This window comes from Streptomyces sp. NPDC038200 (assembly GCF_055600785.1).
The window spans coordinates 16,792-41,596 of the sequence record NZ_JBVJYH010000025.1 but is presented as its reverse complement, the minus strand read 5'-3'; the positions used below and the strand labels follow the sequence as shown (position 1 = coordinate 41,596).

25 protein-coding genes are annotated in these 24,805 nt (G+C 71.1%); 16 read left to right on the top strand and 9 right to left on the bottom strand.

All coding sequences use genetic code 11. The annotated features are described in order from the left end of the window. The 7 genes from ACZ7KF_RS35925 to ACZ7KF_RS35895 all read left to right on the top strand — a co-directional run bounded on the left by ACZ7KF_RS35925 (position 1) and on the right by ACZ7KF_RS35895 (position 5,518). Entirely contained in the window at positions 1 to 888 is an 888-nt protein-coding gene (locus ACZ7KF_RS35925) for a DUF5936 domain-containing protein (RefSeq protein ID WP_471084899.1), read from the top strand. Positions 889 to 1,277: 389 nt separating this feature from the next. After that, complete coding sequence (locus ACZ7KF_RS35920; protein WP_471084896.1) at positions 1,278 to 2,582, top strand: sensor histidine kinase; 1,305 nt, start codon at positions 1,278 to 1,280, stop codon at positions 2,580 to 2,582. Between the two features lie 20 nt (positions 2,583 to 2,602). Continuing rightward, a complete protein-coding gene (locus ACZ7KF_RS35915) occupies positions 2,603 to 3,367 on the top strand; it encodes a response regulator (RefSeq protein WP_471084893.1) in 765 nt (254 codons plus the stop codon). A 125-nt stretch (positions 3,368 to 3,492) separates the two neighbouring features. Further along, entirely contained in the window at positions 3,493 to 3,690 is a 198-nt protein-coding gene (locus ACZ7KF_RS35910; RefSeq protein WP_225826874.1) for a Flp family type IVb pilin, read from the top strand. Continuing rightward, positions 3,687 to 4,289 (top strand): pilus assembly protein TadG-related protein, encoded by a 603-nt coding sequence (locus tag ACZ7KF_RS35905; protein ID WP_471085112.1) that lies wholly within the window; start codon positions 3,687 to 3,689, stop codon positions 4,287 to 4,289. Before ACZ7KF_RS35910 ends, ACZ7KF_RS35905 begins: the two co-directional genes overlap by 4 nt. Before the next feature lie 16 nt (positions 4,290 to 4,305). After that, a complete protein-coding gene (locus ACZ7KF_RS35900; protein ID WP_471085109.1) occupies positions 4,306 to 4,887 on the top strand; it encodes a hypothetical protein in 582 nt (193 codons plus the stop codon). A gap of 7 nt (positions 4,888 to 4,894) precedes the next feature. Beyond that, on the top strand, positions 4,895 to 5,518 hold the full coding sequence (locus ACZ7KF_RS35895; protein ID WP_471084889.1) for an OmpA family protein: 624 nt from the start codon (positions 4,895 to 4,897) through the stop codon (positions 5,516 to 5,518). Between the two features lie 94 nt (positions 5,519 to 5,612). Here the strand turns inward: ACZ7KF_RS35895 and ACZ7KF_RS35890 are convergent, their stop codons facing one another. Beyond that, positions 5,613 to 6,020, bottom strand: a complete 408-nt coding sequence (locus tag ACZ7KF_RS35890) for a DUF192 domain-containing protein (protein ID WP_471084886.1) — start codon at positions 6,018 to 6,020, stop codon at positions 5,613 to 5,615. Positions 6,021 to 6,070: 50 nt separating this feature from the next. Here ACZ7KF_RS35890 and ACZ7KF_RS35885 point away from each other — a divergent pair, with 50 nt between their 5' ends. Both ACZ7KF_RS35885 and ACZ7KF_RS35880 read left to right on the top strand, forming a co-directional pair. Further along, positions 6,071 to 6,979 carry an LLM class flavin-dependent oxidoreductase gene (locus ACZ7KF_RS35885; protein ID WP_471084883.1) on the top strand — a complete coding sequence of 303 codons (909 nt, stop codon included), beginning with the start codon at positions 6,071 to 6,073 and terminating at the stop codon, positions 6,977 to 6,979. 265 nt (positions 6,980 to 7,244) lie between these two features. Continuing rightward, on the top strand, positions 7,245 to 7,736 hold the full coding sequence (locus tag ACZ7KF_RS35880) for a GNAT family N-acetyltransferase (RefSeq protein ID WP_471085106.1): 492 nt from the start codon (positions 7,245 to 7,247) through the stop codon (positions 7,734 to 7,736). A 147-nt stretch (positions 7,737 to 7,883) separates the two neighbouring features. Here the strand turns inward: ACZ7KF_RS35880 and ACZ7KF_RS35875 are convergent, their stop codons facing one another. Continuing rightward, positions 7,884 to 8,402: a DinB family protein gene (locus tag ACZ7KF_RS35875; protein WP_471084880.1), complete on the bottom strand. Its 519-nt coding sequence runs from the start codon at positions 8,400 to 8,402 to the stop codon at positions 7,884 to 7,886. A gap of 52 nt (positions 8,403 to 8,454) precedes the next feature. Between ACZ7KF_RS35875 and ACZ7KF_RS35870 the strand changes: the two genes are divergently transcribed. From ACZ7KF_RS35870 to ACZ7KF_RS35850, 5 genes are all read left to right on the top strand, one after another. Then, positions 8,455 to 9,240, top strand: coding sequence for a methyltransferase domain-containing protein (locus ACZ7KF_RS35870; protein ID WP_471084877.1), 786 nt, complete (start codon positions 8,455 to 8,457; stop codon positions 9,238 to 9,240). 776 nt (positions 9,241 to 10,016) lie between these two features. Next, positions 10,017 to 10,790 carry an isoprenyl transferase gene (locus tag ACZ7KF_RS35865; RefSeq protein WP_225826867.1) on the top strand — a complete coding sequence of 258 codons (774 nt, stop codon included), beginning with the start codon at positions 10,017 to 10,019 and terminating at the stop codon, positions 10,788 to 10,790. A gap of 348 nt (positions 10,791 to 11,138) precedes the next feature. After that, entirely contained in the window at positions 11,139 to 12,464 is a 1,326-nt protein-coding gene (locus tag ACZ7KF_RS35860) for a PhoH family protein (RefSeq protein WP_225826866.1), read from the top strand. Between the two features lie 401 nt (positions 12,465 to 12,865). After that, on the top strand, positions 12,866 to 13,570 hold the full coding sequence (locus tag ACZ7KF_RS35855) for an aggregation-promoting factor C-terminal-like domain-containing protein (protein WP_471084871.1): 705 nt from the start codon (positions 12,866 to 12,868) through the stop codon (positions 13,568 to 13,570). A 195-nt stretch (positions 13,571 to 13,765) separates the two neighbouring features. Continuing rightward, positions 13,766 to 15,100 (top strand): AI-2E family transporter, encoded by a 1,335-nt coding sequence (locus tag ACZ7KF_RS35850; protein ID WP_471084868.1) that lies wholly within the window; start codon positions 13,766 to 13,768, stop codon positions 15,098 to 15,100. A gap of 21 nt (positions 15,101 to 15,121) precedes the next feature. On the opposite strand, the gene ACZ7KF_RS35845 is transcribed toward ACZ7KF_RS35850, so the two are convergent. Together ACZ7KF_RS35845 and ACZ7KF_RS35840 are read right to left on the bottom strand one after the other, a co-directional pair. Then, positions 15,122 to 15,655 carry an alkyl hydroperoxide reductase gene (locus ACZ7KF_RS35845; RefSeq protein ID WP_471084865.1) on the bottom strand — a complete coding sequence of 178 codons (534 nt, stop codon included), beginning with the start codon at positions 15,653 to 15,655 and terminating at the stop codon, positions 15,122 to 15,124. Between the two features lie 3 nt (positions 15,656 to 15,658). Next, positions 15,659 to 16,213: a peroxiredoxin gene (locus ACZ7KF_RS35840; protein ID WP_023547062.1), complete on the bottom strand. Its 555-nt coding sequence runs from the start codon at positions 16,211 to 16,213 to the stop codon at positions 15,659 to 15,661. Positions 16,214 to 16,352: 139 nt separating this feature from the next. Between ACZ7KF_RS35840 and ACZ7KF_RS35835 the strand changes: the two genes are divergently transcribed. Continuing rightward, positions 16,353 to 17,291: a LysR substrate-binding domain-containing protein gene (locus tag ACZ7KF_RS35835; protein ID WP_471085104.1), complete on the top strand. Its 939-nt coding sequence runs from the start codon at positions 16,353 to 16,355 to the stop codon at positions 17,289 to 17,291. Positions 17,292 to 17,391: 100 nt separating this feature from the next. Here ACZ7KF_RS35835 and ACZ7KF_RS35830 read toward each other — a convergent pair whose 3' ends face one another. The 5 genes from ACZ7KF_RS35830 to ACZ7KF_RS35810 form a co-directional block, all read right to left on the bottom strand. After that, positions 17,392 to 19,722, bottom strand: coding sequence for an ABC transporter permease (locus tag ACZ7KF_RS35830; RefSeq protein ID WP_471084862.1), 2,331 nt, complete (start codon positions 19,720 to 19,722; stop codon positions 17,392 to 17,394). After that, positions 19,719 to 20,408 (bottom strand): ABC transporter ATP-binding protein, encoded by a 690-nt coding sequence (locus ACZ7KF_RS35825; protein WP_471084859.1) that lies wholly within the window; start codon positions 20,406 to 20,408, stop codon positions 19,719 to 19,721. Before ACZ7KF_RS35825 ends, ACZ7KF_RS35830 begins: the two co-directional genes overlap by 4 nt. Then, complete coding sequence (locus ACZ7KF_RS35820; RefSeq protein WP_471084857.1) at positions 20,405 to 20,929, bottom strand: PadR family transcriptional regulator; 525 nt, start codon at positions 20,927 to 20,929, stop codon at positions 20,405 to 20,407. The genes ACZ7KF_RS35825 and ACZ7KF_RS35820 overlap by 4 nt, the downstream gene beginning before the upstream one ends. 94 nt (positions 20,930 to 21,023) lie before the next feature. Then, positions 21,024 to 21,257, bottom strand: a complete 234-nt coding sequence (locus ACZ7KF_RS35815) for a type II toxin-antitoxin system antitoxin (RefSeq protein WP_471084854.1) — start codon at positions 21,255 to 21,257, stop codon at positions 21,024 to 21,026. After that, positions 21,254 to 22,147 (bottom strand): SPFH domain-containing protein, encoded by an 894-nt coding sequence (locus tag ACZ7KF_RS35810; RefSeq protein WP_471085102.1) that lies wholly within the window; start codon positions 22,145 to 22,147, stop codon positions 21,254 to 21,256. Before ACZ7KF_RS35810 ends, ACZ7KF_RS35815 begins: the two co-directional genes overlap by 4 nt. 257 nt (positions 22,148 to 22,404) lie before the next feature. Here ACZ7KF_RS35810 and ACZ7KF_RS35805 point away from each other — a divergent pair, with 257 nt between their 5' ends. Continuing rightward, on the top strand, positions 22,405 to 24,759 hold the full coding sequence (locus ACZ7KF_RS35805) for a transglycosylase domain-containing protein (protein ID WP_471084851.1): 2,355 nt from the start codon (positions 22,405 to 22,407) through the stop codon (positions 24,757 to 24,759). Positions 24,760 to 24,805: the final 46 nt, after the last annotated feature.

Here is a 24,805-nt window from a genome sequence, read left to right as displayed (position 1 = left end):
ATGGCATTCCTGCTCGCCCTGCTGATGGGCCTCGGCGTCTGGGGCGTCTTCGCGGGCGTCCGCATGTACCGCGCGGACGCCAGACTCCCCGGCGACCTCGCCGTCGCCCTGGAGATCGGTGCCACCCGCACCGGCGCCGTGGGCTCGGTCATCGACCGCATGGGCATGCGGTACGCCCCCGCCGTGCTGCGCCTGATGGGCCCGCGCAGAGTGGCCAAGTACCGCCGCAAGATCGACCTCGCGGGCAACCCCGGCGGCCTGACCATCGACCGCTACGCGGCCCGCCGCGCGGTCTACGGCGCGCTCGGCGGCGTGGGCTTCCTGGTCTTCCTGCTCCGCGGCCAGTGGTTCGTGGCGCTGCTCCTGCTGGCCTTCGGGGCGTTCTGGACGGAGGTCGGCATCTGGTCGGCGATCCGGGTCCGCAAGGACGTCATCGAACGCACCCTGCCCGACTTCCTGGACGTCCTGGCCGTGGTCGTCAGCGCCGGGCTCGGCTTCCGCCAGGCCCTGGACCGCGTGGCCTCCCACTACGAGGGCCCGTGGGCCGACGAACTGCGCATCACCCTGCGCCAGATGGACCTCGGCATGAGCCGCCGCCAGGCCTTCGCGGAGCTGCGCCGCCGGAACGACTCCGAACAGGTCGCCATGTTCGTCACGGCGTTGCAGCAGGGGGAGGAGCTGGGCGCCCCGATCGTGGACACCCTGGTCTCCCTCGCCAAGGACATGCGCCGCACCGACGCCCAGAACGCCCGCCGCAAGGCCGCGCGGGCGGTGCCCAAGGCCACGCTGATGATCACCACCTTCATGGTCCCGGCGACGATGCTCCTGCTCGGCGCGGGCCTCCTGCTCGGCTCCGGGGTGGACTTCGGCACGCTCACGGGGAAGTGAGGACGGCCGTGACGGCGACGGGACTGACGGGGCGCGCACGGCGGGAGGGAGGAGCCCGTCTCGGCGCCTGGCTGAAACGACCGGGAGACTGGTTCGCACCCCGCCCGGGGCCGGCCCGGGGGAGGAACGCGGCCGAGGAGCCGCTGCGCGGGAGGCGCGGCCCGGCCGGCGAGGGGCGGGGCTGTGGCGAGGGGGCCGGCGGCGCGGCGGCGGCCGGCTCCGAGACACCACCGGACCAGCGGCCGGACCATCCCCTGGATCACCGGCTACCGGGTCACGGGCCGGACCAGCGGCCGGACCATCCGCTGGATCACCGTCCGCCGGGCCACCACCCGGATCGGCGACCGGACCGTGCGCTGGATCACCGGCTGGACCGGTCCGACCCGGCCGTGCCGGCGGCCGAGCCGTCCGAGAAACTGCAGATCAGCGCCCTGCAGGCGATGTGCCGCCAGGTCTTCGGCTTCCGCCTGGCGATGATCGTGGTGTCGGCCCCGGCGGCGCTCCTCAACGCCGCTCCCGGCCTGGGCGCCCGCCTGGTCGGCGCGGCCGTGGTCGTCACCTTCATGGTGTCCTACGTCCTCTTCCGTGACTGGGAGCGCTTCGGCCCCCTGCTCCTGCGCCACCCCAGCCTCCTGGCCGCCGACACCGTCTTCGGCTCCTTCCTGCTGATCTCGGCGGGCCCCGACACCACCCTCGCCTACGTCAGCGTATGCACCCCGCTCCTGGCCGGCCTCGTCTACAGCTGGCGCGGCGCGGCCTGCTTCGCCTCCCTCCAGGCGCTGATCCTGCTCCTGGTCAACGCCACCCTGAAGGCCGACCGGCACGCGCCCGTCGTAGAGGCCCTGCTCCTGCCCGGGCTGTGCGTCATCGCCGGCGCCATGGGCTCGACCCTGCGCAACCTGATGCTCCGCTTCGGCGCCGCCACCCAGGCACTGACGACGGTGCAGGCCCGGCTCGCGGCGGCGGAGGCGGTGAGCGCGGAACGCGCCCGGCTGGCCCGCGAGATGCACGACTCCGTGGCCAAGACCCTGTACGGCGTGGCCCTGGCGGCGGACGGCCTGGCGGCGACCGCCTCGGCCGACGCACCGGATCCCGCCCGCATCAGGCAGCAGGCGGAACTCGTCTCCCGCTCGGCCCGCAGGGCGGCGGCGGAGTCCCGGGAACTGCTGACGGACCTGCGACGGGACCCGCCGGACACCACGGAACACCCCACCCCCGTCTGGCAGGAGCTGGCGCACCGAACGACCGACTTCGCCCGGCGCACGGGGCTACGCGTCACCTGCCACTGGCCGCAGCCCGGCGACACGGCCGCTCTCCCACCCCTGCCGGCCCCCCTGGCCCGCCACATCCTCTCCATCGTCACGGAGGCGCTGGAGAACACCCACCGGCACGCGTCCGCGACCGGCGTGGACATCCGGGCGACGGTCGACGGGCCCCTCCTCAGCCTCACGATCCACGACGACGGGACCGGACTCCCGCCCGGCACCACCCTGGAAAAGCTGCGCGACTCCGGCCACTTCGGGCTGCTCGGCATGGTCGAGCGGGCCGCGCAGGCGGGCGCCCGCATCCGCGTCGGAAGGGGCACTCACGAGGGAGGCACGGAGATACGCCTGGACGTACCCCTCGCGCACCTCGACCCGTCCACCCCCGCGCCCACGAGAGCCAGTAAAGCCAGTAAAGCCAGGAAAGCCTGAAGAGTCTGAGAGGAGGCACCATGCGGCCATCGCACAGCGCTCACCGGCCGGACTTCCCCCCGCCGGAGCCGGCCGTCCCACCGCTGCGGCTGCTGGTCGCCGACGACAACCCCGTGGTCCGCGCCGGGCTCACGGCCCTGCTCTCGGGGCGCTCGGACACCACGGTGGTGGCGGAGGCGAGGGACGGGCGCGAGGCGTACGAGGCGGCGCTCCGGCACCGGCCCGACGTCATCCTGCTCGACGTCCGCATGCCCGGAGTCGACGGAATCTCCGCGTTGCCCCACCTGGTGCGGCTGGCCCCCGTCATGATGCTCACCTACAGCCACGAGACCGAGACCGTGCGGGAGGCGCTGCGGCTGGGGGCGGGGGGCTATCTGGTGCACGGCGAGTTCACGACGGAACAGCTGGTGCGGGCGGTACGGGACGTCCGGGAGGGACGGCCGCATGTGACCCCCGGGGCGGCGAGGGCGTTGCTGGCGACGTTACGAGAAGACGCACCTGCACACGCACCCCTCCAACTGCCCCCTGATTATGCCGATTCACCCCCTCCAACTCTTTCGCAAATGCAACCATCTGTGGGACAGTCGTTCCGTTCACGGTTCCGGCTGAGCACGAGGGAGGCGGAGATCATGGACCTCATCGCGTCCGGCATGACCAACCAGCAGATCGCCGCCGCCTGCTTCATCAGCGAGAAGACGGTCAAGAACCACATCAACCGCATCTTCGCCAAGCTCCACACCACGACGAGATCCCAGGCGACGGCCAAGTGGCTGGGGGTGGCGTGAGATGAGGACGAGGGAGAGCGGCGAGGATCGTGAATGGGTCCGCGGTTGGGTCCTGGGGCCCTCCGGCGGGCGCGGTGCCGCGGCCTACTTTTTCGGGATCGGAGGCGAACCCGGAGGGGACCACCATGAGCAACTGGTTCAACACCACCGTCGCGTACCTACAGGCCCGCGTCGCGCGGAGCGACAAGGGGCAGACCGCGGTGGAGTACCTCGGCATCATCGCGGTGGTCGTGGCGATCGTGCTGGCGATCACGGGTACGAGCATCGGGCAGTCGATCTACGACGCGATCACGAACAAGATCTCCGAGGTCACCGGCGGCTGATTCCCGGCCGCGACGCAGGGCAGGCCTTCCCCATCTACATCACGGTGGTGGCAGGCCTGCTCTTTCTTGCGTTGGCCTACCTTGCGGTGGGGCAGGCGGCGGTGAACCGGAGCGGCGCCCAGACGGCGGCGGACGCCGCGGCCCTGGCGGCGGCCCAGAAGACGCGTGACCAGCTCGCGCGCCTGTGGGTGAACGACGTCAGCGACCCGACCAAGTGGCAGGACATCTTCGACGGGAACGGCGCCGACGACTCCTGCTGGCGAGCCGGCCAACTCGCGGCGCAGAACGATGCGACGGCGCATTGCACGTTCGAGCCACCCCTGAGCTATGTGGTCGAGACGGAGACGAACAAGTCCGTGGGCGACTCCGTCGTGCCCGGTACGGAGAACGTGCACTCGACCGCGCACGCAACCGCCGTGATCGAACCCCTCTGCACGTTCACGTTGTCCGGTGAGGACGCCGGGGAGGACAAGCTGCCCCCGCTCACCTGCGAGGACGACAAGGTCTGGCACCTGGAGCCGGACGACACCGCGGGGCTGCCGAAGCCCCAGGACCTCTTCGATGTCCACCTGGCCGACTCACCGGCGAACGATCGATGACGAAGGAAGCGAAGCGATGAGCATTCGGTTCACTGCGAAGGCCCGCAGGGGGATGGTCGCATTGACCGTTGCGGCTGGTCTGGCCGTCGGTGTGGCCGGTTGCGGTGGAGGCGGCGGCGACGACAAGAAGCCGGACAGTTCGGCATCCGCTTCCAAGGCAGACGGCTCGGGTCCGAGCGCCCAGGAGGGGCAGTCGGAACAGCCGCTGGCCGAGTTGAAGGGGTCGGACGGCCTGCTCCTCCAGGTCACCTCCGCCCAACGCGATGCGGGCGGCTTCATCACGGTCAACGGCACGCTGAAGAACGACGGGGCCCGGACCGCTGTGATCCCCTCCGCCCTGAGCGGGAACGAAACCGAGATCATCAAGAACGGCAGGTCTCTGGGCGGGGCCACGCTGGTCGATTCGCAGGGCAAGAAGCGTTACTACGTGCTGCGGGACACCGAGGGCCGACCGCTGACGACCACCGGCTTCTCGACACTCAAGTCCGGCGCCACCCTGTCCGTGTTCATGCAGTTCCCGGCGCCCCCCGCGAACGTGACCGAGGTGGACTTCCAACTGCCGACGTTCTCCTCCGCCGCCATCAAGATCTCCGGGTGAGGCACCAGTGACCACCACACCCCGGCTCGCCCTCACGGCCGCTGTTCTCCTCCTCGTCGTGAATCTGCCCGCCGCCACGGCCGTCGCCGACGACACCGGCCCCAGCGAGCCCCCGGGCACCGAACCCTCCGCCACCGCCCCCGTGGAGGTCGACCCCACCGACCCCGATCTCAAGCTCCCCGAAGGGGCCACCCTGGCCGCGGCCAAGGTGCTGGACATCAAGTCGGTCGTGGAGGACCAGAGCGGGGACGAGCGGCGCGAGGACACCAACGCCGACGTGACGTTCGCGCTGCAGGCCGAGGTTCTGTTCGGCAAGGACAGCGCCAAGATCGGCGAGGACGCGAAGGCCCGCATCGCCACCATCGCCGAGGAGATCAGGAAGCAGAACGCGACCCGCATCCGCGTCTTCGGCTTCACCGACAACCTCGGTTCCTCCGCCCACGGCGACACCCTCTCCAAACAGCGCGCCAACGCCGTACAGGCCGTACTCGACCAGGACCTGAACTCCCCGAGCCTCATCTTCGACGTCCGCGGTTACGGCGAGCAGTACCCGATCGCCGACAACTCCTCCGAGGAGGGCCGGCGGAAGAACCGGCGCGTCGAGGTGTCCTTCCCCCGCACCCAACAGTGAGACCCCCGGCCGACACCGGCTCCCCGCCGACACCGGCCCGCCGGCCGTCCTCAGCCCCTCCCGGCCGCTCGGTTCCCCAGCCGCCCCCAGCCCCTCAGGGAGCCCTCTCAGGCCCCTGCTCCTGATCCGGTTCCACCTCCACCCGTACCCCCGCCCGCAGCCCCCACCCGGCCATCGCCCCCGCCTCCGCCTCCAGTACGTGCCGTGCCCGCAGGCGCGGCAGGCCCAGGCGGCCCGGGACCATCGTTCGGACGGCGATGACGGTCAGGCGGCGGTCGAGGTAGGCGACGTCGATCGGGATCCGCATCCCGAACGTGTGCACCCCGCTCGCCGGCGACAGCAGCATCGCCCCGTCGAGCGAGTCCCGGCCCAGCAGACCCTTCGTCCGGGCCCGGTACGAGGCCGCGATCTCCAGGGCAACGGGGGCGGTGAGCGCCTCCCCGGAGCCGGCCCGCACGATCATCCGTCCCCGCCCGTCCCGCCAGCGCCCCCTGCGCCCCATCCCTGCTCCTCCCCACCCGCCACCGGCAACTCGCCACGCCCGTAAATGCGTTGTCGTCTTCCGTCCTCCCCGCTAGGAAGAACGCTATGACAGGACTCGGTGCCGTATTCCGCCCCCAGCTTCCGCCCGAGCGGCTGCGGGCCGTCGCCCGCGTCGCGGAGGACGCGGGGCTCGAAGAACTCTGGCTGTGGGAGGATTGCTTCCTGGAGGGCGGGATCGCCACGGCCGCCGCCGCGCTCGCCTGGACCGAACGGCTGCGGGTCGGGATCGGGCTGCTGCCCGTCCCGCTCCGGAACGTGGCCGTCACCGCCATGGAGGCCGCCTCCCTGGAGCGCATGTTCCCCGGCCGGGCCGTCCTGACCGTGGGGCACGGGGTGCAGGACTGGATGGGGCAGGTGGGCGCCCGGGCCGCCTCACCGCTCGGTCTGCTGGGCGAGCACCTCGACGCCCTGCGCGCCCTGCTGCGCGGCGAGCGGCTCACCGTACGCGGACGGTACGTCCGGTTGGACGACGTCGCCCTCGACTGGCCCCCGCCGCAGCCGGTCGACGTCCTCGCGGGCGGCACCGGCCCCCGGACGCTCCGGCTCTCCGGTGAGAAGGCCGACGGCACCCTCCTCACCGCCGCCACCTCGGTGGACGGCGTACGGCGGGCCCGGAAGCTCGTCGAGGAGGGGCGGCGGGCGGCCGGACGCAGCGGCCCGCACCGGGTCGTCGTCTATCTCCTGACCGCCACGGGCGCCGGGGCCGACGCCCGGCTGCGGGCCGAACTCGTCGCGGAGGGGCTGGAGTCGGTGCCGGACGTGGGGGTCGCCGGGGACGCCGCGGCGGTGGCCGAGGCGGTGCGGCGGCTGGCCGAGGCCGGCGCGGACACCGTCGTGCTGCAGCCGACGGCGGACGAGCCCGACCCGGAGGGCTTCGTACGCTTCGCCGCCGAGGAGGTCCGGCCCCTGGTGCCCTGAGCGGGGGCGAGCGCGGATCCGCAGGCCGGGGGCATTGTCAGTGGCGGGTGCCACACTCCCTTGCATGGCCGACGACACCCACGCGACCGCTCGGACCGACGGGACCGCCTGGACCGACGGGACCGCCCGGACGGACGAGACCGCTCGGACGGACGAGACCACCCGGACCGACGCGACCGCTCGGACCGACGGGACCGCTCGGACGGACGAGACCACCCGGACCGGCGCAACCGACACCCCCGGCACCGTCGGCCCGCAGGGTGACGTGAGACTGCGGGCCGTCACGGACGAGGACCTGCACGACCTCTTCGCCTTCGAGCACGATCCCGAAGCCGTCCGGCGGTCGAGGTTCACCCCCCGGCCTCGGGACGTCTTCTTCCGGCACTGGCGGGAGCGGGTGCTCGGTGATCCCGACTGCCTGGTGCGGACGGTCACCGTCGGCGGGCAGGTCGCCGGGAGCGTCGTGTCCTGGACGGAGGACGATCGGAGGTTCGTCGGGTACTGGCTCGGCCGGCCGTACTGGGGCCGCGGCGTCGGCACGCGCGCTCTCGGCCTGTTCCTGGAGCTGGAGCCGGTCCGGCCCCTGTACGCCGATCCGTTCGCGGGCAACGCGGCGTCCGTGCGCCTGCTGGAGAGACACGGCTTCGCGCGGGCCGGGACGGTCCGGCACGGAACGGACGAGCACGTCCTGCTGGTCCTCGGTGCCGCTCCCGGGAAGGCGCTCGGGGAGGCCCCCGGAGACCGGGACCGCCGCTGACACCCACGGTAGGTGCCAAACCACCCCGCTCACCCCACCCCGCTCACCCGGCCGGACTCTCATTCCCCCCAACGCACGCCCGCGCTCACCCGACCAGGCTCCCCCGTTCACCTCCGCGCCCTCCCGCTCCGGCTCCCCCGGCCCCGCTCACTCCGCCCCGTCGGCCCGCGGCGGTCGATCCCCCGTCTTTCCGTCGATCAGCTCCCGCAGGATGTCCATGTGCCCGGCGTGCCGGGCGGTTTCCTCGGTCATGTGGACGAGGACCCAGCGCAGGGAGACGGTGACGTCCCGCCAGGCGGGACGGCCCGGTGCGTCCATGGACAGCTCGGTGATCACCCGGTCGGCGGCGGCGCGGGCGCGGCCGTAGAAGGCGATGATCCGGTCCGTCGTCTCCTCGGGGCCGACCGTCATGTCCTCGTCCGAATACGGGTCGAACCACAGGGGCTCCACCTCGCGGCCGAACGTCTCCACGAACCAGCCGTACTCGACCGAGGCCAGATGCTTGACCAGACCGAGCAGATTCGTGCCGGTCGGTGTCATCGGCCGGCGCAGCTGCTCGTCGTCGAGCCCTTCGAGCCTCCAGAGCACCGCGTCCCGGTGGCGGTCCAGGCTCGCGTGCAGGATGTCCTTCTCGCCGGCGGTGTAGTCGGCAGCAGAGATCGTCATGGGCGCGGAAACTAGCAGGACCCACTGACAGTCCCCCTGCGACCATGGCTCCATGACCGCGCACCGCTCCTTCGAAGACCTGGTGGCCGAGGGTGTCGCCGTACCCACCGAGGGGTGGGACTTCTCGTGGTTCGAGGGGCGGGCGAGCGAGGCGCGGCCGTCGTGGGGGTACGCCTGGTCGGCGGGGGAGCGGCTGGCCGGGGCCGAGGCCGTGCTGGACATCCAGACCGGCGGCGGGGAGGTGCTCGACTTCGCGCTCAGCCGGGCGGAGCCGGCCCGCCCGGTGCTGGTCGCGGCGACGGAGGGATGGCCGCCGAACGTGGCCAGGGCCACCGCCCTGCTGCGGTCCCGCGGCGTCGTGGTGGTCGCCGCCCCGGACGATGTGCCGCTGCCGTTCGCGGACGAGGCGTTCGACCTGGTGCTGAGCCGGCATCCGGTGCGCCCGCACTGGGACGAGATCGCCCGGGTGCTGCGGCCCGGCGGCACCTACTTCGCCCAGCATGTGGGGCCCGGCAGCGTCTTCGAGCTGGTCGAGTACTTCCTCGGGCCGCAGCCGGAGGAGGTGCGCCGGGCCCGTGACCCGGAGCGGGAGCGGGCCGACGCCGAGGCGGCGGGCCTGGAGGTGGCCGGGCTGCGGGCGGAGCGGCTGCGCATGGAGTTCCACGACATCGCCGCCGTCGTCCATTTCCTGCGCAAGGTCGTCTGGATGGTCCCGGGATTCACGGTCGAGGCGTACGAGCCGCGACTCCGCGCGCTGCACCAGCGGATCGAGGAACAGGGTCCGTTCGTCGCGCACAGCGCCCGGCACCTCTTCGACGTCCGCAGGCCGGACCACTGACGAAACCGGCGGAACGGGCGGAAGTGGTTCGTTTCACATCCGGATTCCCCAGGAGTTTTCCCCGGGTTTCCACATCGTTATGGATCGTGGTTCACATCCGCCTCACAGGTCACGTAAGTTCAGACCACAGGTAATTCGCGTCAGCAAAGCTGCGTGTCCGGTACCGCGCAGTGGAGGGGGCTGCGCGGTGCCGTGAAGCCGCAAGATCCACGTCCGGGGCGTGGCGGAACCGTCAAGTCGCCGTTCGCTGACGACGTCGCCCGGCGGGGGGACCCGGGCAACACGCTGATGTACCACCAAGACGGCGTAATCCTTGCGAATCAGTTCGCATCCGGCCGAATTTCCCTGGGATTCCGCCGCGAACCGGCCGGGAAACACCCCCGAATCTCGCATTGCGCGGCCACCAAGGCGTTGCCGGGTGATTTCGGAGAGTAGTTGTGGCACGCCGATGCACCCACCATCCCTTACGAAGGGTTATGGTGGAAACCCCCCCTCGGGCCGGTCCGTCTCCCCCCCACGGACCGGCCCGTTTTTTTGCCGCGGACTCCCGGGAACCGCTTCACCCCGCCCGGCGTCCCACGACAGAGGGGCGGGGGCCGGGTCCGGACATGCGGCTGCGCCGCCTGGGCGCGACCAGCCCCCACCCGCTCGCGGCGGTCCCCGCGCCGCCCACCGGCCCGCCCCGGAAAAACCCCGGGCCATGACCAAGTCCCGAGCAGCGGTAGGCTCGACGGCTCCGGCACCCCATCCCCCGCGCCAAACCCCCGGAGGGTCACGTGAACCTGCGCGACAAGCTGCGCGGCCTGCTCGTCAGGCTCTACGCACGCCGGGTGGAAGGCCACCTGGACCACGCTCAGGTGCCCAAGCACATCGGCGTCATCATGGACGGCAACCGCCGCTGGGCGAAGGCGTCCGGCTCCACCACCGTCCACGGCCACCGGGCCGGCGCCGAGAAGATCGAGGAATTCCTCGGCTGGTGCTCCGAGACCGACGTCGAGGTCGTCACCCTGTGGCTGCTGTCCACCGACAACTTCGACCGTCCGCAGGAGGAGCTCGGCCCCCTGCTCGGCATCATCGAGGACGTCGTCCGCACCCTCGCCGCCGACGGCCGCTGGCGTGTGCACCACGTCGGCACGCCGGACCTGCTCCCCTCGCAGATGCAGACGGCGCTGAAGGAGGCCGAGGAGGCCACCGCCCACATCGACGGCATACTCGTGAACGTCGCCATCGGCTACGGCGGCCGGCAGGAGATCGCCGACGCCGTGCGCTCCATGCTGCACGACGCGCAGGACAAGGGCGTGTCGATGGAGGACCTCGCCGAGTCCGTCGACGTCGAGATGATCGGCCGTCACCTCTACACCGGCGCCCAGCCCGATCCCGACCTGGTGATCCGTACCAGCGGTGAACAGCGGTTGTCCGGATTCATGCTCTGGCAGACCGCTCACTCGGAGTACTACTTCTGCGAGGTCTTCTGGCCGGCCTTCCGCAAGGTCGACTTCCTGCGCGCCCTGCGCGACTACGCCGCACGTCACCGGCGCTACGGCGGCTGAACCGCCCGCACCGCCCCGTCGCCGCCCGGTGACGGGGCGCTGTCGTCCACCCGGATTCGTGCACACGTAACAAGGTGTTCACCGGCGCGCTGTTGGCCGCATTTGCATGGCGGCGCATGTTCGAGGGCATAAACCCAACAGGTCGACACCCGAACCACGGGCGTCGGATCTCAGCGGGCGGCACGGGGCCGTCCGCCCGGGAGGCCCTTTGCACCAGCCCGACCGTGCGGTCGCAGCACGGAAGCAGCCGCGGAGGGCCGGTTCACGGCCCGCCGCGCGCGGGGGCCAGGAACCGGTCCAGCATCACTTCGTCGCTCCCCGACCTCATCCGAGGGGGTACGTTCTTCCGTGGTGACCAGCACAAAGCGCCACAAGCCCGACCGGCGCACGTATGTTCTCGACACCAGCGTCCTGCTGGCCGACCCGAACGCCCTGACCCGCTTCGACGAGCACGAGGTCGTGCTCCCCATCGTCGTGGTCACGGAGCTGGAGGCCAAGCGGCACCATCCCGAACTCGGCTACTTCGCCCGCCAGGCGCTGCGCCTGCTGGACGACTACCGGGTGAAGAACGGTCGCCTCGACGCCCCCATCCCGATCGGGGAGCTCGGCGGGACGGTCCGGGTCGAGCTCAACCACTCGGACCCCAGCGTGCTGCCCACCGGCTACCGCCTGGGAGACAACGACTCGCGCATCCTCGCGGTGGCCCGCAACCTGCAGGCCGAGGGGTTCGACGTCACCGTCGTGTCGAAGGACCTGCCGCTGAGGATCAAGGCGTCCTCGGTCGGCCTCCTCGCCGAGGAGTACCGGGCCGAGCTCGCCATCACGGAGAACTCCGGCTGGACCGGGATGTCCGAACTCACCCTGCCGGGCGAACAGGTGGACATCCTCTTCGAGGAAGGGCACGTGTACGTCCCGGAGGCGGCCGGCCTTCCCGTGCACACCGGCCTGACCATCCAGTCCGAGCGCGGCAAGGCCCTCGGCCGGATCACCGCCGAGGGCAACGTCCGGCTGGTGCGCGGCGACCGGGAGGCGTTCGGCATCAAGGGCCGCAGCGCCGAGCAGCGCATCGCGCTCGATCTGCTGCTCGACCCGGACGTCGGCATCGTCTCGATGGGGGGCCGGGCCGGCACCGGCAAGTCGGCTCTGGCGCTGTGCGCGGGCCTGGAGGCCGTCCTGGAGCGCCGCCAGCACCAGAAGGTGATGGTCTTCCGGCCGCTGTACGCCGTCGGCGGGCAGGAGCTGGGCTATCTGCCGGGCAGCGAGGCGGAGAAGATGAGCCCGTGGGCGCAGGCCGTCTTCGACACCCTCTCCGCGGTCACCAGCCGCGAAGTCATCGAGGAGGTCACCGCACGCGGGATGCTGGAGGTGCTCCCGCTCACCCACATCCGCGGCCGGTCGCTGCACGACGCGTTCGTCATCGTGGACGAGGCCCAGTCGCTGGAACGGAACGTCCTGCTGACCGTTCTGTCCCGGATCGGCGCCAACTCGCGGGTGGTTCTCACCCACGACGTGGCACAGCGGGACAATCTGCGCGTAGGCCGCTATGACGGAGTCGTCGCCGTCGTGGAGAAGCTGAAGGGGCATCCCCTCTTCGCGCACGTCACGCTGACTCGTTCCGAGAGGTCCCAGATTGCGGCGCTTGTGACCGAAATGCTGGAGGACGGCCACATCTGACGCCGAAGCGACGGCCGTTGGCGCCGTCCGGCAAAGGCCACGAGCCTAGCCGGGCGGCGTCTTCGTGCGTGGAGCTTTCCTGAAATCCCCGGGGCCAAACGGGATGTGAGCTTTCACACGCAACACAGAATTGCCACTCGGCGTCCGGTTACGGCAGAGTCTCAGTCCTGTCAGGCCCCGCATACGACACACCTGTACCCCCAGCGGTACGGCACCACAGAGACAACACCAACTCCATACAGCTCGTCGTATGCCGCCCGTGCACCACGCGGCACTCCCCTCGGGGGAGTTGCCCACCGGGCCCGCGCCTCCCGTGACCCCGCAGTTGGGAGGCCAGTGTCACAGGGGCACGATTGCGTCCGCCAGGGTCACCGAAGCGGGCGATGCTGGAAGGAAACCGTGTGAGCCGGATTTCGGTCCGGGGACTCGCAGTGGCCTCGGCCACCGCGGTCACCGCCGTCGGAAGCGTCGTCGGCGTTGCCTCGGGCAGCGTGGCGCAGAACAACAACGACGCTGAGGCGACGGCAGCCGACACCACGCTCCTCGCGGACATACCCGCGGGTCAGCAGGCTGATGTCCAGGTCGCGTCCCTGACGCAGCAGGCCGACGCACAGGCCATCGCCGCGGACGCGAGCGCCAAGAAGGACGCCGAGGCGGCGGCCCGCAAGGCGGCTGCCGAAACCGCGATCGCGAAGAAGGACGCCGCCGAGAAGGCGGCCAAGCTGGCCAAGGAGCGCGCCGAGGCGAAGTCGGCGGCGGCCAGCCGCGGCACCGACGTCCGCGACTCCTCCAGCTTCCCCACCCAGAGCAGCTACAGCGTGGCGCAGATCCAGGCGATGGCGCGTCAGATGGTGGCCGGCGACCAGTTCCAGTGCTTCAGCAACATCGTGGACCACGAGTCCAGCTGGAACTACAAGGCGGTCAACGCCTCCTCCGGTGCCTACGGTCTCTTCCAGGCCCTGCCCGCCGGCAAGTACGCCTCGGCCGGTGCCGACTGGCAGACCAACCCGGCGACCCAGATCAAGTGGGGCCTCAACTACATGAACGAGCGGTACGGCAGCCCCTGCCAGGCCTGGTCGTTCTGGTCGGCCAACCACTGGTACTAGACGCTCCGCCGGGTTCGGCCGACCGACGGCCCCGCGCCCCCTTCGGGGACACGCCGTCCAACAGGCCCTCTCGACCTCGAACAGCCCCTCCCCGTCCCCAGGGGAGGGGCTTTCGCACTGTACGGTCGTAACCGGACGACTCCCCGGGGGGAGTGGTGGCGAGCACCCGAGGACGCGGGGGGAAGAGGACGGATCATGTCGCGAGTGCCAGGGTGGCTCGGCCGGCTCGGCGCCGGCCTCACCGAGATGAGCGAGCGCCTGGACGAGCGCCGCGCCGAGGTGGAGAAGGAACAGACCGAGCCCGCGGAGCCCGCCGTCGCCGTCGGAGACGAGACGGCCGGCGCGCCCGCCGCCGAGGCGGCACCGCCGGCCCGGCGGCCCAAGCCGCCGTCCGGTCCCCGCCCCGACCCCGCGGAGGCCGTGCCCTGGGGCGTCCGGGTCGCGGCCGAGGCCGGCTGGCGGCTGCTGGTGCTCGCCGGCACCGTCTGGGTGCTGATGCGCGTCATCAGCGCCGTCCAGCTGGTGGTGTTCGCCTTCGTCATCGCCCTGCTGGTCACCGCGCTGCTCCAGCCGACGGTCGCCCGGCTCACCCGGCGCGGGGTGCCGCGCGGCCCGGCCACCGCGCTCACCGCCATCAGCGGCTTCGTCGTCATCGGCCTGATGGGCTGGTTCGTGACCTGGCAGGTCATGGAGAACATCGACACGCTCTCCACCCAGATCCAGTCCGGCATCGACGACCTGCGCGACTGGCTGCTGAAGAGCCCGTTCCACGTCACCGACAAGCAGATCAACCAGATCGCCAAGAACCTCCGCGAGGCGATCGGCGCCAACGCCGACCAGATAACGTCGGCGGGCCTGGAGGGCGTGCAGGTCATCATCGAGGCCCTCACCGGGCTCCTGCTGGTGTTCTTCTCGACCCTGTTCCTGCTCTACGACGGCAAGCGCATCTGGGAGTGGTTCCTGAAGCTGGTGCCCGCCGCCGCCCGCCCGGGCGTGGCCGGTGCCGGTCCGCGCGCCTGGAGCACCCTGACCGCCTACGTCCGCGGCACGGTCCTGGTCGCCCTCATCGACGCCATCTTCATCGGCATCGGCATCTACTTCCTGGATGTGCCGATGGCCGTCCCGCTGGCCGTCTTCATCTTCCTGTTCTCGTTCATCCCGCTGGTCGGCGCCGTCGCCTCGGGCGCGCTCGCGGTGATCGTCGCCCTGGTCACCCAGGGCGTGTTCGCGGCGCTGATGACGCTGGTGGTGGTCCTCGCGGTCCAGCAGATCGAGGGGCACGTACTGCAGCCGTTCATCCTCGGCCGCGCGGTCCGCGTCCACCCGCTGGCGGTGGTCCTGACCGTGGCCGCCGGCGGCATGGTGGCCGGCATCGGCGGCGCGGTGGTGGCCGTGCCGCTGGTGGCGGTGACGAACACCGTCGTGGGGTATCTGCGGCAGTACTCGCTGGAGATGCAGCGGCAGGAGGCCGCGGAGCCCGCGGAGGAGCCCGTGGCACAGGACGCGGAAGACCCCGCCCACCTGGGGTGAGCGGGGTCCTCGTGACGCGCCCTACTCGGCGAGGACGGCCTCGGCCTCCAGCGTGACGCCGACCGCCTGGACGACGGAAGCGATCTTGAACGCCTCCTGGACGGTCTCGCGCTCCACGCCGGCCTTGCGCAGCACCTGCTCGTGCGAGTCCAGGCACATGCCACAGCCGTTGATCGCGGAGACCGCGAACGACCACAGCTCGAAGTCGACCTTCTCCACGCCCGGGTTGCCGATGACGTTCATCCGCAGGCCCGCGCGCAGGGTGCCGTACTCGTGGTCGGACAGCAGGTGCCGGGTCCGGTAGAAGACGTTGTTCATCGCCATGACGGCGGCGGCCGACTTGGCGGCCTGGTACGCCTCCGGCGAGAGGTTCGCCTTCGCCTCCGGCTCCAGCTCACGCAGCACGATCGGGGAGCGGGAGGCGATGGCGGTCGCCAGCACCGTGCCCCACAACTGCTGTGCCGGCAGGTCGGAGTTGCCGATGACCGAGCCCAGGTTGAGCTTCAGGTCCTTGGCGTAGTCCGGGACGCGGGACTTCAGCGAGTCGAGCGACATGGGTCACTCACCAGCCAGCAGCGCGACCGGGTCCAGGGTGTCCTCGCCCTTGCTCCAGTTGCACGGGCACAGCTCGTCGGTCTGCAGGGCGTCCAGGACCCGCAGGACCTCCTTGGGGTTACGGCCCACGGAACCGGCGGTGACCATGGTGAACTGGATCTCGCGGTTCGGGTCGACGACGAAGACGGCGCGCTGCGCGAAGCCGTCCTCACCCTCGATGCCCAGGTCGCGCATCAGCTCGTGCTTGGAGTCGGCCATCATCGGGAACGGCAGGTCGGTCAGGTCCGGGTGGTCCTTGCGCCAGGCGTGGTGGACGAACTCGGAGTCACCGGAGAAGCCGAGGATCTGGGCGTCGCGGTCGGCGAACTCGTCGTTCAGCTTCCCGAACGCGGCGATCTCGGTCGGGCACACGAACGTGAAGTCCTTGGGCCAGGCGAAGACCACGAGCCACTTGCCCTCGTAGGACTTGTGGTGGATCTGCTCGAACTCCTTGCCCTTCTCCAGCGAGACGCAGGCGGTCAGTTCGAACTCGGGGAACTTGTCACCGACAGTGAGCACACGCTCTCCTTGCAGCGAAGAAGGACCCCTTTTGGGGGTCTTTCTCATGGGTTGGACGCTATCGATGTTGGCACAGGGTGCATTGATTAGGGAAATAGCTACACTTGGTCATGTTGATCGGAGGTGGCTATCAGTGACCATCAGTAGCGGCAAACGGAGGCAGCCGAGCCTCGCGCAGCTGCGCGCCTTCGCCGCCGTGGCCGAACACCTGCACTTCCGGGACGCCGCGGCGGCCATCGGAATGAGCCAGCCCGCCCTGTCCGGCGCGGTCTCGGCGCTGGAGGAGACCCTCGGCGTGACCCTCCTCGAGCGTACGACGCGCAAGGTGCTGCTCTCGCCCGCGGGGGAGCGGCTGGCCGTACGGGCCAAGGCGGTGCTGGACGCGGTCGGGGCGCTGCTGGAGGAGGCCGAGGCGGTCCGGGCGCCCTTCACCGGCGCGCTGCGCCTGGGGGTGATCCCCACCGTCGCGCCGTATCTGCTGCCCGCCGTGCTGCGGCTCGTCCACGAGCGCTACCCGCACCTCGACCTCCAGGTGCACGAGGAGCAGACCGCCAGCCTCATCGACGGCCTGCACTCCGGCCGGCTCGACCTGCTGTTGCTGGCCGTGCCGCTCGGTGTGCCCGGCGTCGTGGAACTCCCGCTCTTCGACGAGGACTTCGTGCTCGTCACCCCGCTCGACCACTGGCTCGGCGGCCGGGAGGGCATCCCGCGCGAGGCGCTGAAGGAACTCAACCTGCTGCTCCTGGACGAGGGTCACTGCCTGCGCGACCAGGCCCTCGACATCTGCCGGGAGGCGGGGCGCGAGGACGCGCCGGTCACCACGACCGCCGCCGGCCTGTCGACCCTGGTCCAGCTGGTGGCCGGGGGGCTCGGCTGCACGCTGCTGCCGCGCACGGCGCTGAAGCTGGAGACGACCCGCAGCAGCCAGCTCCTCACCGGGTACTTCACCGAACCGGCCCCGAGCCGTCGCGTGGCCTTCGCCATGCGGGCGGGGGCGGCCCGGGCCGCGGAGTACGAGGAGCTGGCCACCGCGTTGCGCGAGGCGCTCGGCGCGCTGCCGGTACGGGTCCTGGGCTAGGGCCTCTCGTTGGGATCAGGGTGGACCCGGGCTGATCCGGACGGAAACCCCCCGGCGCCCGGCGGACCGGGCGCCGGGCGCCGGGGGCCGGCCGTGCCGCCTACTCCGTCCGCAGCCCTTCCGGCCGCATCAGCCGGATCAGCGGCGGCAGGCTCAGCAGGGTGACCGCGAGGACCACCACCGCGCCGGCGCCGGTCAGCGACAGCACGCTCGACCAGTCGACGGTGACCGGGGTCGCCGTCATCTTCAGCAGCACCGCGCCGAGGGTCAGACCCACCGTCGAGGCCAGCAGCAGACCCAGTGCGATCGGCAACGCCGTCTGCCACAGCACCGACAGGCCCAGCGTGCGGCGCCGGGTGCCGAAGGCGACCAGCGACGACAGCAGCTTGCGCCGCTCCCGCAACTGCTCCAGCTGGGAGACCAGCAGGCTGGCCCCGATCAGCGCCAGCACGCAGACCGCGCCGATGAACAGTCCGGTGCGCAGGGAGGTGAACCGCGTGGACTGCCGGGTAGCCGTCCAGTTCCAGGTGTTGGCGAGCCGGTCCACCCGCGCGGCCGTGTTGCGTACGTGTTCGTCCGCGTCCCGCACCGACGGATCGAGTCGGACGTAGACCTGGTGGTACAGCGTCGAGGAGGCCTTGGCGGGCAGCGCGGAGGGGGTGAGCAGCAGGCCGCCGACGCCGGACTGCAGGGCGTCCTTGCGTGCGGTCGCCTGCCGCACGCCGGCGGGCACCGTCCAGGGGATCTCGCGCCCGCGCTCTCCGCCCTCGTAGCTGGGGTCGATGAACCCGTGCCGGCCCGGCCGCTGGAAGGCCCGCAGCGCGGCGTCCTCGTCCCCCGGCACGTGGAACACGTCACCGTCCCGGCAGGACGGCAGGTGCGCCAGCTCGCGCAGCGCGGTGCAGTCGCCGACGGTGATGCCCGCCGTGGAGACGGGGTCGAGGCGCCGGTCGCCGAACCCGCCGCTGGAGATCGCCACCGACGCCTGGACGCCCTCGGTGCGGGCGAACTCACGGGCCCCCACCGCCAGCCGGGACCGGTCGGACAGGTCGATCTCCATCGACGCCCGCAGCGGATCCTGGCCGGTTTCCTTCGTGTACTGGCTCTCCACGCCCGCGAACAGCATCTGCAGCGCGACCGCCCCGGCCACCGCCACCGCGATGCCGTTGACCATGCGGGCCGCCGTACCGCTGCTCAACTGGAGCCGTCGGACGGCCAGTTGCCAGGAGACCGCGCCCGCGCCGAGCCGGGCGACGACCGCCTCGACCAGCCAGGGCAGCAGCGCGGTGACGCCGACCAGCAGGAGCAGCACGCCGCCGACGACCAGGTACTGGTTGAAGTCGCCGTGGCTGCGGCCGTTGCCGACCATCGGGTAGAGCATCCCGAGTCCCGCGAGCGGCAGCAGCAGCCGCCACCACAGGCGCCGCCGGGCCTGCTTGGCCGTACGCACCACGCCGAGCGGTTCCACGACCACTCCGCGCATCGCGAGCAGCGTCACCAGCACCGCGGCGGCCGGCACCGCCACCGCGACCAGCAGGACCAGGGCGGGGGAGGGGTTCAGGTAGCTCGGGAAGAAGCTTTCGTCCATCACCTCGACCGAGCCCGCCACCTGCCGTCCGATCAGGAAGAAGACCGTGCCGACGACCAGCCCGAGCAGCGCCCCGGCCAGGGCCTCGCCGGCCGCGATCCGGCGGGTCATCCGGCTGTCGGAGCCCACCAGCCGCAGCGCGGCCAGCCGCCGGTCGCGCCGCTCGCCGCCGAACCGTACGGCCGCGGCGATGAACACGGCGACCGGTGTCAGGAGGACGACGAAGACCACCAGCGTCATCATGATGAGCACCGGGTCGGCCCGCTCGACCGTCGGGTGCGGGTCCCCGAACGCGGTCAGCCGCACCACGCGTGTGCTGTTCTTGGCCGCCACCATGTGGTCGGCGCCCGCGTAGTAGGCCAGTTCCTGCGAGCCGAGCAGGCCGGGCTCGTCGATCGTGTCGACGATCCGGTCCGGCAGCCGCTCGCGCAGCAGCCGGCCGGCGTCCGAGGCGAGCAGCTCCTTCAGCGCGGGCGAGACCACCATCTCGCCCTTCGCCGGGAAGCGGTCCACGCCGGGCGGCAGCGGCGCCCGCGGCCCCTCTGGCTGCAGCAGCCGGCCCCGGATGTCCTTCTCGTGCCACGTGGTGTCGCTCATGCCGACCAGCACGGTGTTCTCGCCCTTGGGCGGCACGGGCGCGCCGTAGGTGAGGTCCTGCCGCGCCGACTCCCGCTCGTGCCGCGCCGTCAGCACGTTCGGCAGCGCCGTCGTCAGCAGCAGCAGGGCCACGCCCAGGCCGACGCCGACGGCCGTCAGCAGCATCCGGACCCAGCCCTCGCGCCCGCCGGAGACGGCGAACCGGGCCCCCATGCCCAGGTCTCTGGACCACTGCCCCAGCTTCATATGGCGCGCTCCATGTCACGGGACTTCCCGTCGCGCACGACGATCTCCCGGTCGGAGTAGGCGGCCACCCGGGCCTCGTGCGTGACCAGCACCACGGCGGCGTTGGTGGAGCGGGCCGCGTCGGTCAGCAGCTCCATCACCCGCTCGCCGTTGAGGGAGTCGAGCGCGCCGGTCGGCTCGTCGGCGAACACCACCCGGGGTCCGGTGACCAGCGCACGCGCCACCGCGACCCGCTGGCCCTGGCCGCCGGAGACCTCGCCGGGCCGCTTGCCCTTGAGGTCGTCCACCTCCAGGCGCTCCATCCAGCCGAGCGCGGCCCGCTCGGCCTCCTTGCGGGAGGTGCCGTTCAGCCGGAGCGGCAGCGCCACGTTCTCCACGCAGGTCAGCTCCGGGACCAGCTGGCCGAACTGGAAGACGAACCCGAACTCGCTGCGGCGCAGCGCACTGCGGGCCGCGTCGGTCATCCCGGCCAGTTCGCGGCCGTCGTAGGTGATGGAGCCGGAGTCGGGCGGCACGATGCCGGCGAGACAGTGCAGCAGGGTCGACTTGCCGGAGCCGGAGGGGCCCATCACGGCGACGACCTCGCCGGGGTGGATGGAGAACGCGGCGCCGTCGAGCGCGACCGTGGGGCCGTAGGCCTTGCGCAGGTCCTCGGCGGCGAGCAGGGAACCGGGAGGAGGGGTCATCGGGCCACCGCCTCACGGAGCTTGTCCAGGCGCGCGGCGGTCAGTTCCAGCCAGCGCAGGTCGGCCTCCAGGTGGAACAGGGCGTGGTCGCAGATCAGCTGGTCCGCGAGGTCGCCCTTGCGCTTGCGGTCGGTCAGGATCCGCATGCTGCGCAGATGCTCGGACCGCTGGGTGTCGAGGATGTCGGCCGCGTCCCGGTGGGTGAGGAGCGCGAGCACGACCTTGGTGTAGAGGGTCGACTGGAGGTATTCCTCCGGCTTCTCCGGGGTGGCGAGCCAGCGCTCGACGTCGGTGATGCCGGCGTCGGTGATGGCGTAGCGCTTGCGTTCGGGGCCGCCGCCCGCCTCGATCCCGTCGACTTCCACGAGGCCGTTCTTCAGCAGCCGGGACATCGTGGAGTAGACCTGGCCGTAGTGCAGCGGCCGGTCGTGACCGAACTTCTCGTCGAAGGCCCGCTTGAGGTCGTAGCCGTGGCGCGGGCCGGACTCCAGGAGCCCTAGGAGGGTGTGACCGATGGACATGCCTCGCACTGTACACAGTGTGTATACGCGGGATGTATACGCCGCGTGTGCAGTGGATGGCTGCCGGTACGGCCGCGCAGGTGAGGGCCGATTGTCACGGTTCTGACACAGGCGGCCGGCCCCGGCGGGGCAGCGGTCCGGCGTCCCTCGGCAGCCGTCCCGCCTCCGCCAGCGCCTTCCGCAGCAGGAACTCGATCTGCGCGTTCGTCGACCGCAGCTCGTCCCCGGCCCACCGGGCCAGCGCCTCGTACACCGACGGGTCCAGCCGCAGCAGCACCTGCTTGCGCTGCTGCGGCCGGCGCTTCGGGGTCTCCGAGGAGTCCGTCACTGGTAGAGCGTTCCGGTGTTGAGGACCGGCTGCGGGGCGCGGTCCCCGCACAGCACCACCATCAGGTTCGACACCATCGCCGCCTTCCGTTCTTCGTCCAGGTCCACGATGTCCGCCTCCGCGATCCGGGCCAGCGCCGCCTCGACCATCCCCACGGCGCCGTCGACGATCTGCCGCCGGGCCGCGACGACCGCCCCCGCCTGCTGCCGCTGGAGCATCGCCGAGGCGATCTCGGGAGCGTACGCGAGATGCGTGAAGCGCGACTCGATGATCCGCACCCCGGCCGCCTCCACCCGCACCTGCAGCTCGACGGCGAGCTTCTCGGTGATCTCCTCGGCGTTGCCGCGCAGCGACAGGCCGTCCTCGTCATGGGCGTCGTAGGGGTACTCGATGGCGATGTGCCGCACGGCCGTCTCGGTCTGCGTGGCGACGAACTCGGCGAAGTCGTCCACCTCGAAGGTGGCCTGCGCGGTGTCCTGGACCTTCCACACCACGACGGCGGCCAGCTCGATGGGGTTGCCGTAGGCGTCGTTGACCTTCAGGACGGCGGTCTCGTGGTTGCGCACCCGGGTGGAGATACGGGTCCGGGAGGTGAAGGGGTTCACCCAGCGCAGGCCGTCCTGGCGGATCGTGCCCCGGTAGCGCCCGAAGAGCTGGACGACCCGGGCCTCGCCCGGCGCGACGGTGTTCAGTCCGCGCATCGCCGTGAGGGACGCCAGCAGGACGACGACACCGGCGGCGATCAGGCCGCCCTCGGCCCCGGAGGAGGGGGCCGACCCGGAGAGTGCGAACAGCGCGACCGCGGCGCCGAGTCCGACCAGGCCCAGCAGCAGGGCGAGGCCGCCGCCGATGCTGTGGGCGGCGAACTCCCGCACCCGCGGGGCGGGCATCTCGGGGACGTCGGCGGTGGCGGCCGGTTCGGAAGTGGACACAGGGGACCCCCGTTTGTCGTAGCTCTTAGCTCGGTTCTAGCTAAGTGATATCACTTTAAGCGGACAGGCAACCCTGCGCCAGTGACAAACGTCGGTTCCGGTGGGGCGGGTGCTGATTGTCACGTCCGTAAAAGAACGGATCGGACGCCCTTTGTCATATAGGGGGGTGTTAGCTTTCGAAGCTGACCCCGAGACGGAAGCGAGCGTAGGGACCCATGGGACGAGCGGAAGAGAGACGAGCGCGACAGCGCGGTGGCCGCCGCGCGGCGCCCAAGCGCCGCTCCGCACCCACGGCGGGTACCGCACCCACGGGCGGTGCCGGGGGCAAACCGCCGAAGAGCCTCATACGCCGGATGTTCACCTGGAAGAAGATCCTCGGGACCTTCTTCGGGGTGTGCCTGCTGGGCATCCTGGGCTTCATCGGCCTCTACCTGTACGTCGACGTCCCCGAGGGCAACGCCGCCGCCCAGCGGCAGAGCAACGTCTACAAGTTCAGCGACGGAACGGTCCTGGCCCGCGACGGCAAGGTCAACCGCGAGATCGTGGACCTGGACAAGGTGCCCCGCAAGGTCCAGCTGACCTTCGTCGCCGCGGAGAACAAGAGCTTCTACCACGACGCCGGCATCGACCTCAAAGGCACGGCCCGGGGCCTGATCAACACGCTGTCCGGCAAGGGCAAGCAGGGCGGTTCGACGATCACCCAGCAGTACGTCAAGAACTACTACCTCAACCAGGACCAGACCGTCACGCGCAAGCTGAAGGAACTGGTCATCTCGCTGAAGGTGGAGCGCGAGACGTCCAAGGACGACATCCTCGCGGGCTACATCAACACCAGCTACTACGGCCGCGGCGCCTACGGCATCCAGGCCGCCGCGCAGGCCTACTTCCACGTCGACGCCGAGGACCTCAAGGTCCAGCAGGGCGCCTACCTCGCCGCGCTGCTCCAGGCGCCGAGCCAGTACGACTGGGCGGTCGCGAGCCCCACCGGCAAGAAGCTGGTCACGGAGCGCTGGAACTACGTCCTCGACAACATGGTCGAGGAGGGCTGGCTGTCCAAGGCCGAGCGCACGACCCTGCACTTCCCCAAGATCAAGGAGCCCAAGGGCGCCCCGGGTCTCGACGGGCAGAAGGGCTACCTGGTCGAACTCGCCAACCATCAGCTGGAACAGCAGCTCATGGCGCAGCAGGGACTGACCCAGTCGCAGGCCGAGAGCGCGGTCATCGAGAACGGCTGGACCATCACCCTCAACATCGACCGGAAGAAGCAGACCGCGCTGGAGGAGGCCGTCAAGGCCGAGCTGACCAGCAAGCTCGAGAAGAAGGCCCGCAAGGTCGACAACGACGTCCAGGCGGGCGCCGTCTCCGTCGACCCCAAGACGGGCAAGATCCTCGCGCTGTACGGCGGCGAGAACTACTACAAGCACTTCTACAACAACGCCACGCGCACGGACTACCAGCCGGCCTCGACGTTCAAGCCGGTCATCCTCGCCGCGGCGCTGGAGCAGAACGCCACCACGCAGGACGGCAAGCCGATCACCGCCGACACCGTCTACGACGGCACCAGCCGGCGTCAGGTCCTGGACCACGGCTCGAGGGTCGGATTCGCTCCGCCGAACGAGGACAACCACAACTACGACAAGATCACCGTGCAGAACGCCATGAACGCGTCCGTCAACTCGGTCTTCGCGCAGATGGGCGTCGACGTGGGCATGGACAAGGTCATGAGCACGGCGGGCAAGCTCGGCATGGACACCAAGGGCATGCAGGCCGTGCCCGCGCAGACGCTCGGCTCCATGGGCGCCAGCCCGCTGGAGATGGCCGGGATCTACGCCACCTTCGACAACCACGGCCACAAGGTCACCCCGACGATCATCAAGTCGGCGGAGAACACGGGCCGTTCGGTCGACATCCCGGACGCGGTCGGCGGCTCCGTGATCAGCCGCACGGCCGCCGACACGGTGACCTCCGTCCTCACCGGCGTGGTCGACGACGGCACGGCCCAGGAGTCGGTGGCGGGCAACCCGTTGCGCGACGGCCAGCAGGTGGCGGGGAAGACCGGCACCTCCGACTGCAACCGCTCGGCCTGGTTCACCGGGTACACGCCCGACCTGGTCACCTCGGTCGGTCTGTTCGGCGAGGCCGCCAAGTCCGGCGGCACCGGCTGCGAGGGCGAGCCGGTCAAGAAGGGCGCCCATGTCTCCCTGAAGGGCGCGATGGGCGGCGGCCGGGTCAACGGTGGCGGTCCGCCCGCGAAGATCTGGGCCGCCTACACCTTCGGCGTCACCGACCAGGCCGAGTTCGACCTGAACACCACGCAGGGCGCCGCCGTCGAACCGACCGAGACGCCGACGTGGACGCACACCCCGACCGAGACGCCCTCGCAGACGCCGAGCAGCGCCCCGCCGACGTCCGAGTCGCCCACCGAGACGCCCTCGCAGACCCCGTCCCAGACGCCCTCGCAGACGCCGTCGCAGACCCCGTCCCAGACGCCGACGAGCAAGCCGCCGACGTCCCCCAGCACGGAGGATCCGCTCGACCCGGACGGCGGCTTCGACCCGCTGGAACGGTAGACGGCACGGCAGACGCGCACGAAGGGGCGCCCGGAGAACTCCGGGC

Bases quoted from the DNA above. Each gene is read 5' to 3' on its own strand.
- ACZ7KF_RS35925 (WP_471084899.1), top strand. From the start codon at position 1: ATGGCATTCCTGCTCGCCCTGCTGATGGGCCTCGGCGTCTGGGGCGTC.
- ACZ7KF_RS35915 (WP_471084893.1), top strand. From the start codon at position 2,603: ATGCGGCCATCGCACAGCGCTCACCGGCCGGACTTCCCCCCGCCGGAG.
- ACZ7KF_RS35910 (WP_225826874.1), top strand. From the start codon at position 3,493: ATGAGCAACTGGTTCAACACCACCGTCGCGTACCTACAGGCCCGCGTC.
- ACZ7KF_RS35900 (WP_471085109.1), top strand. From the start codon at position 4,306: ATGAGCATTCGGTTCACTGCGAAGGCCCGCAGGGGGATGGTCGCATTG.
- ACZ7KF_RS35890 (WP_471084886.1), bottom strand. From the start codon at position 6,020: ATGGGGCGCAGGGGGCGCTGGCGGGACGGGCGGGGACGGATGATCGTG.
- ACZ7KF_RS35875 (WP_471084880.1), bottom strand. From the start codon at position 8,402: ATGACGATCTCTGCTGCCGACTACACCGCCGGCGAGAAGGACATCCTG.
- ACZ7KF_RS35870 (WP_471084877.1), top strand. From the start codon at position 8,455: ATGACCGCGCACCGCTCCTTCGAAGACCTGGTGGCCGAGGGTGTCGCC.
- ACZ7KF_RS35850 (WP_471084868.1), top strand. From the start codon at position 13,766: ATGTCGCGAGTGCCAGGGTGGCTCGGCCGGCTCGGCGCCGGCCTCACC.
- ACZ7KF_RS35845 (WP_471084865.1), bottom strand. From the start codon at position 15,655: ATGTCGCTCGACTCGCTGAAGTCCCGCGTCCCGGACTACGCCAAGGAC.
- ACZ7KF_RS35830 (WP_471084862.1), bottom strand. From the start codon at position 19,722: ATGAAGCTGGGGCAGTGGTCCAGAGACCTGGGCATGGGGGCCCGGTTC.
- ACZ7KF_RS35825 (WP_471084859.1), bottom strand. From the start codon at position 20,408: ATGACCCCTCCTCCCGGTTCCCTGCTCGCCGCCGAGGACCTGCGCAAG.
- ACZ7KF_RS35820 (WP_471084857.1), bottom strand. From the start codon at position 20,929: ATGTCCATCGGTCACACCCTCCTAGGGCTCCTGGAGTCCGGCCCGCGC.
- ACZ7KF_RS35810 (WP_471085102.1), bottom strand. From the start codon at position 22,147: ATGCCCGCCCCGCGGGTGCGGGAGTTCGCCGCCCACAGCATCGGCGGC.
- ACZ7KF_RS35805 (WP_471084851.1), top strand. From the start codon at position 22,405: ATGGGACGAGCGGAAGAGAGACGAGCGCGACAGCGCGGTGGCCGCCGC.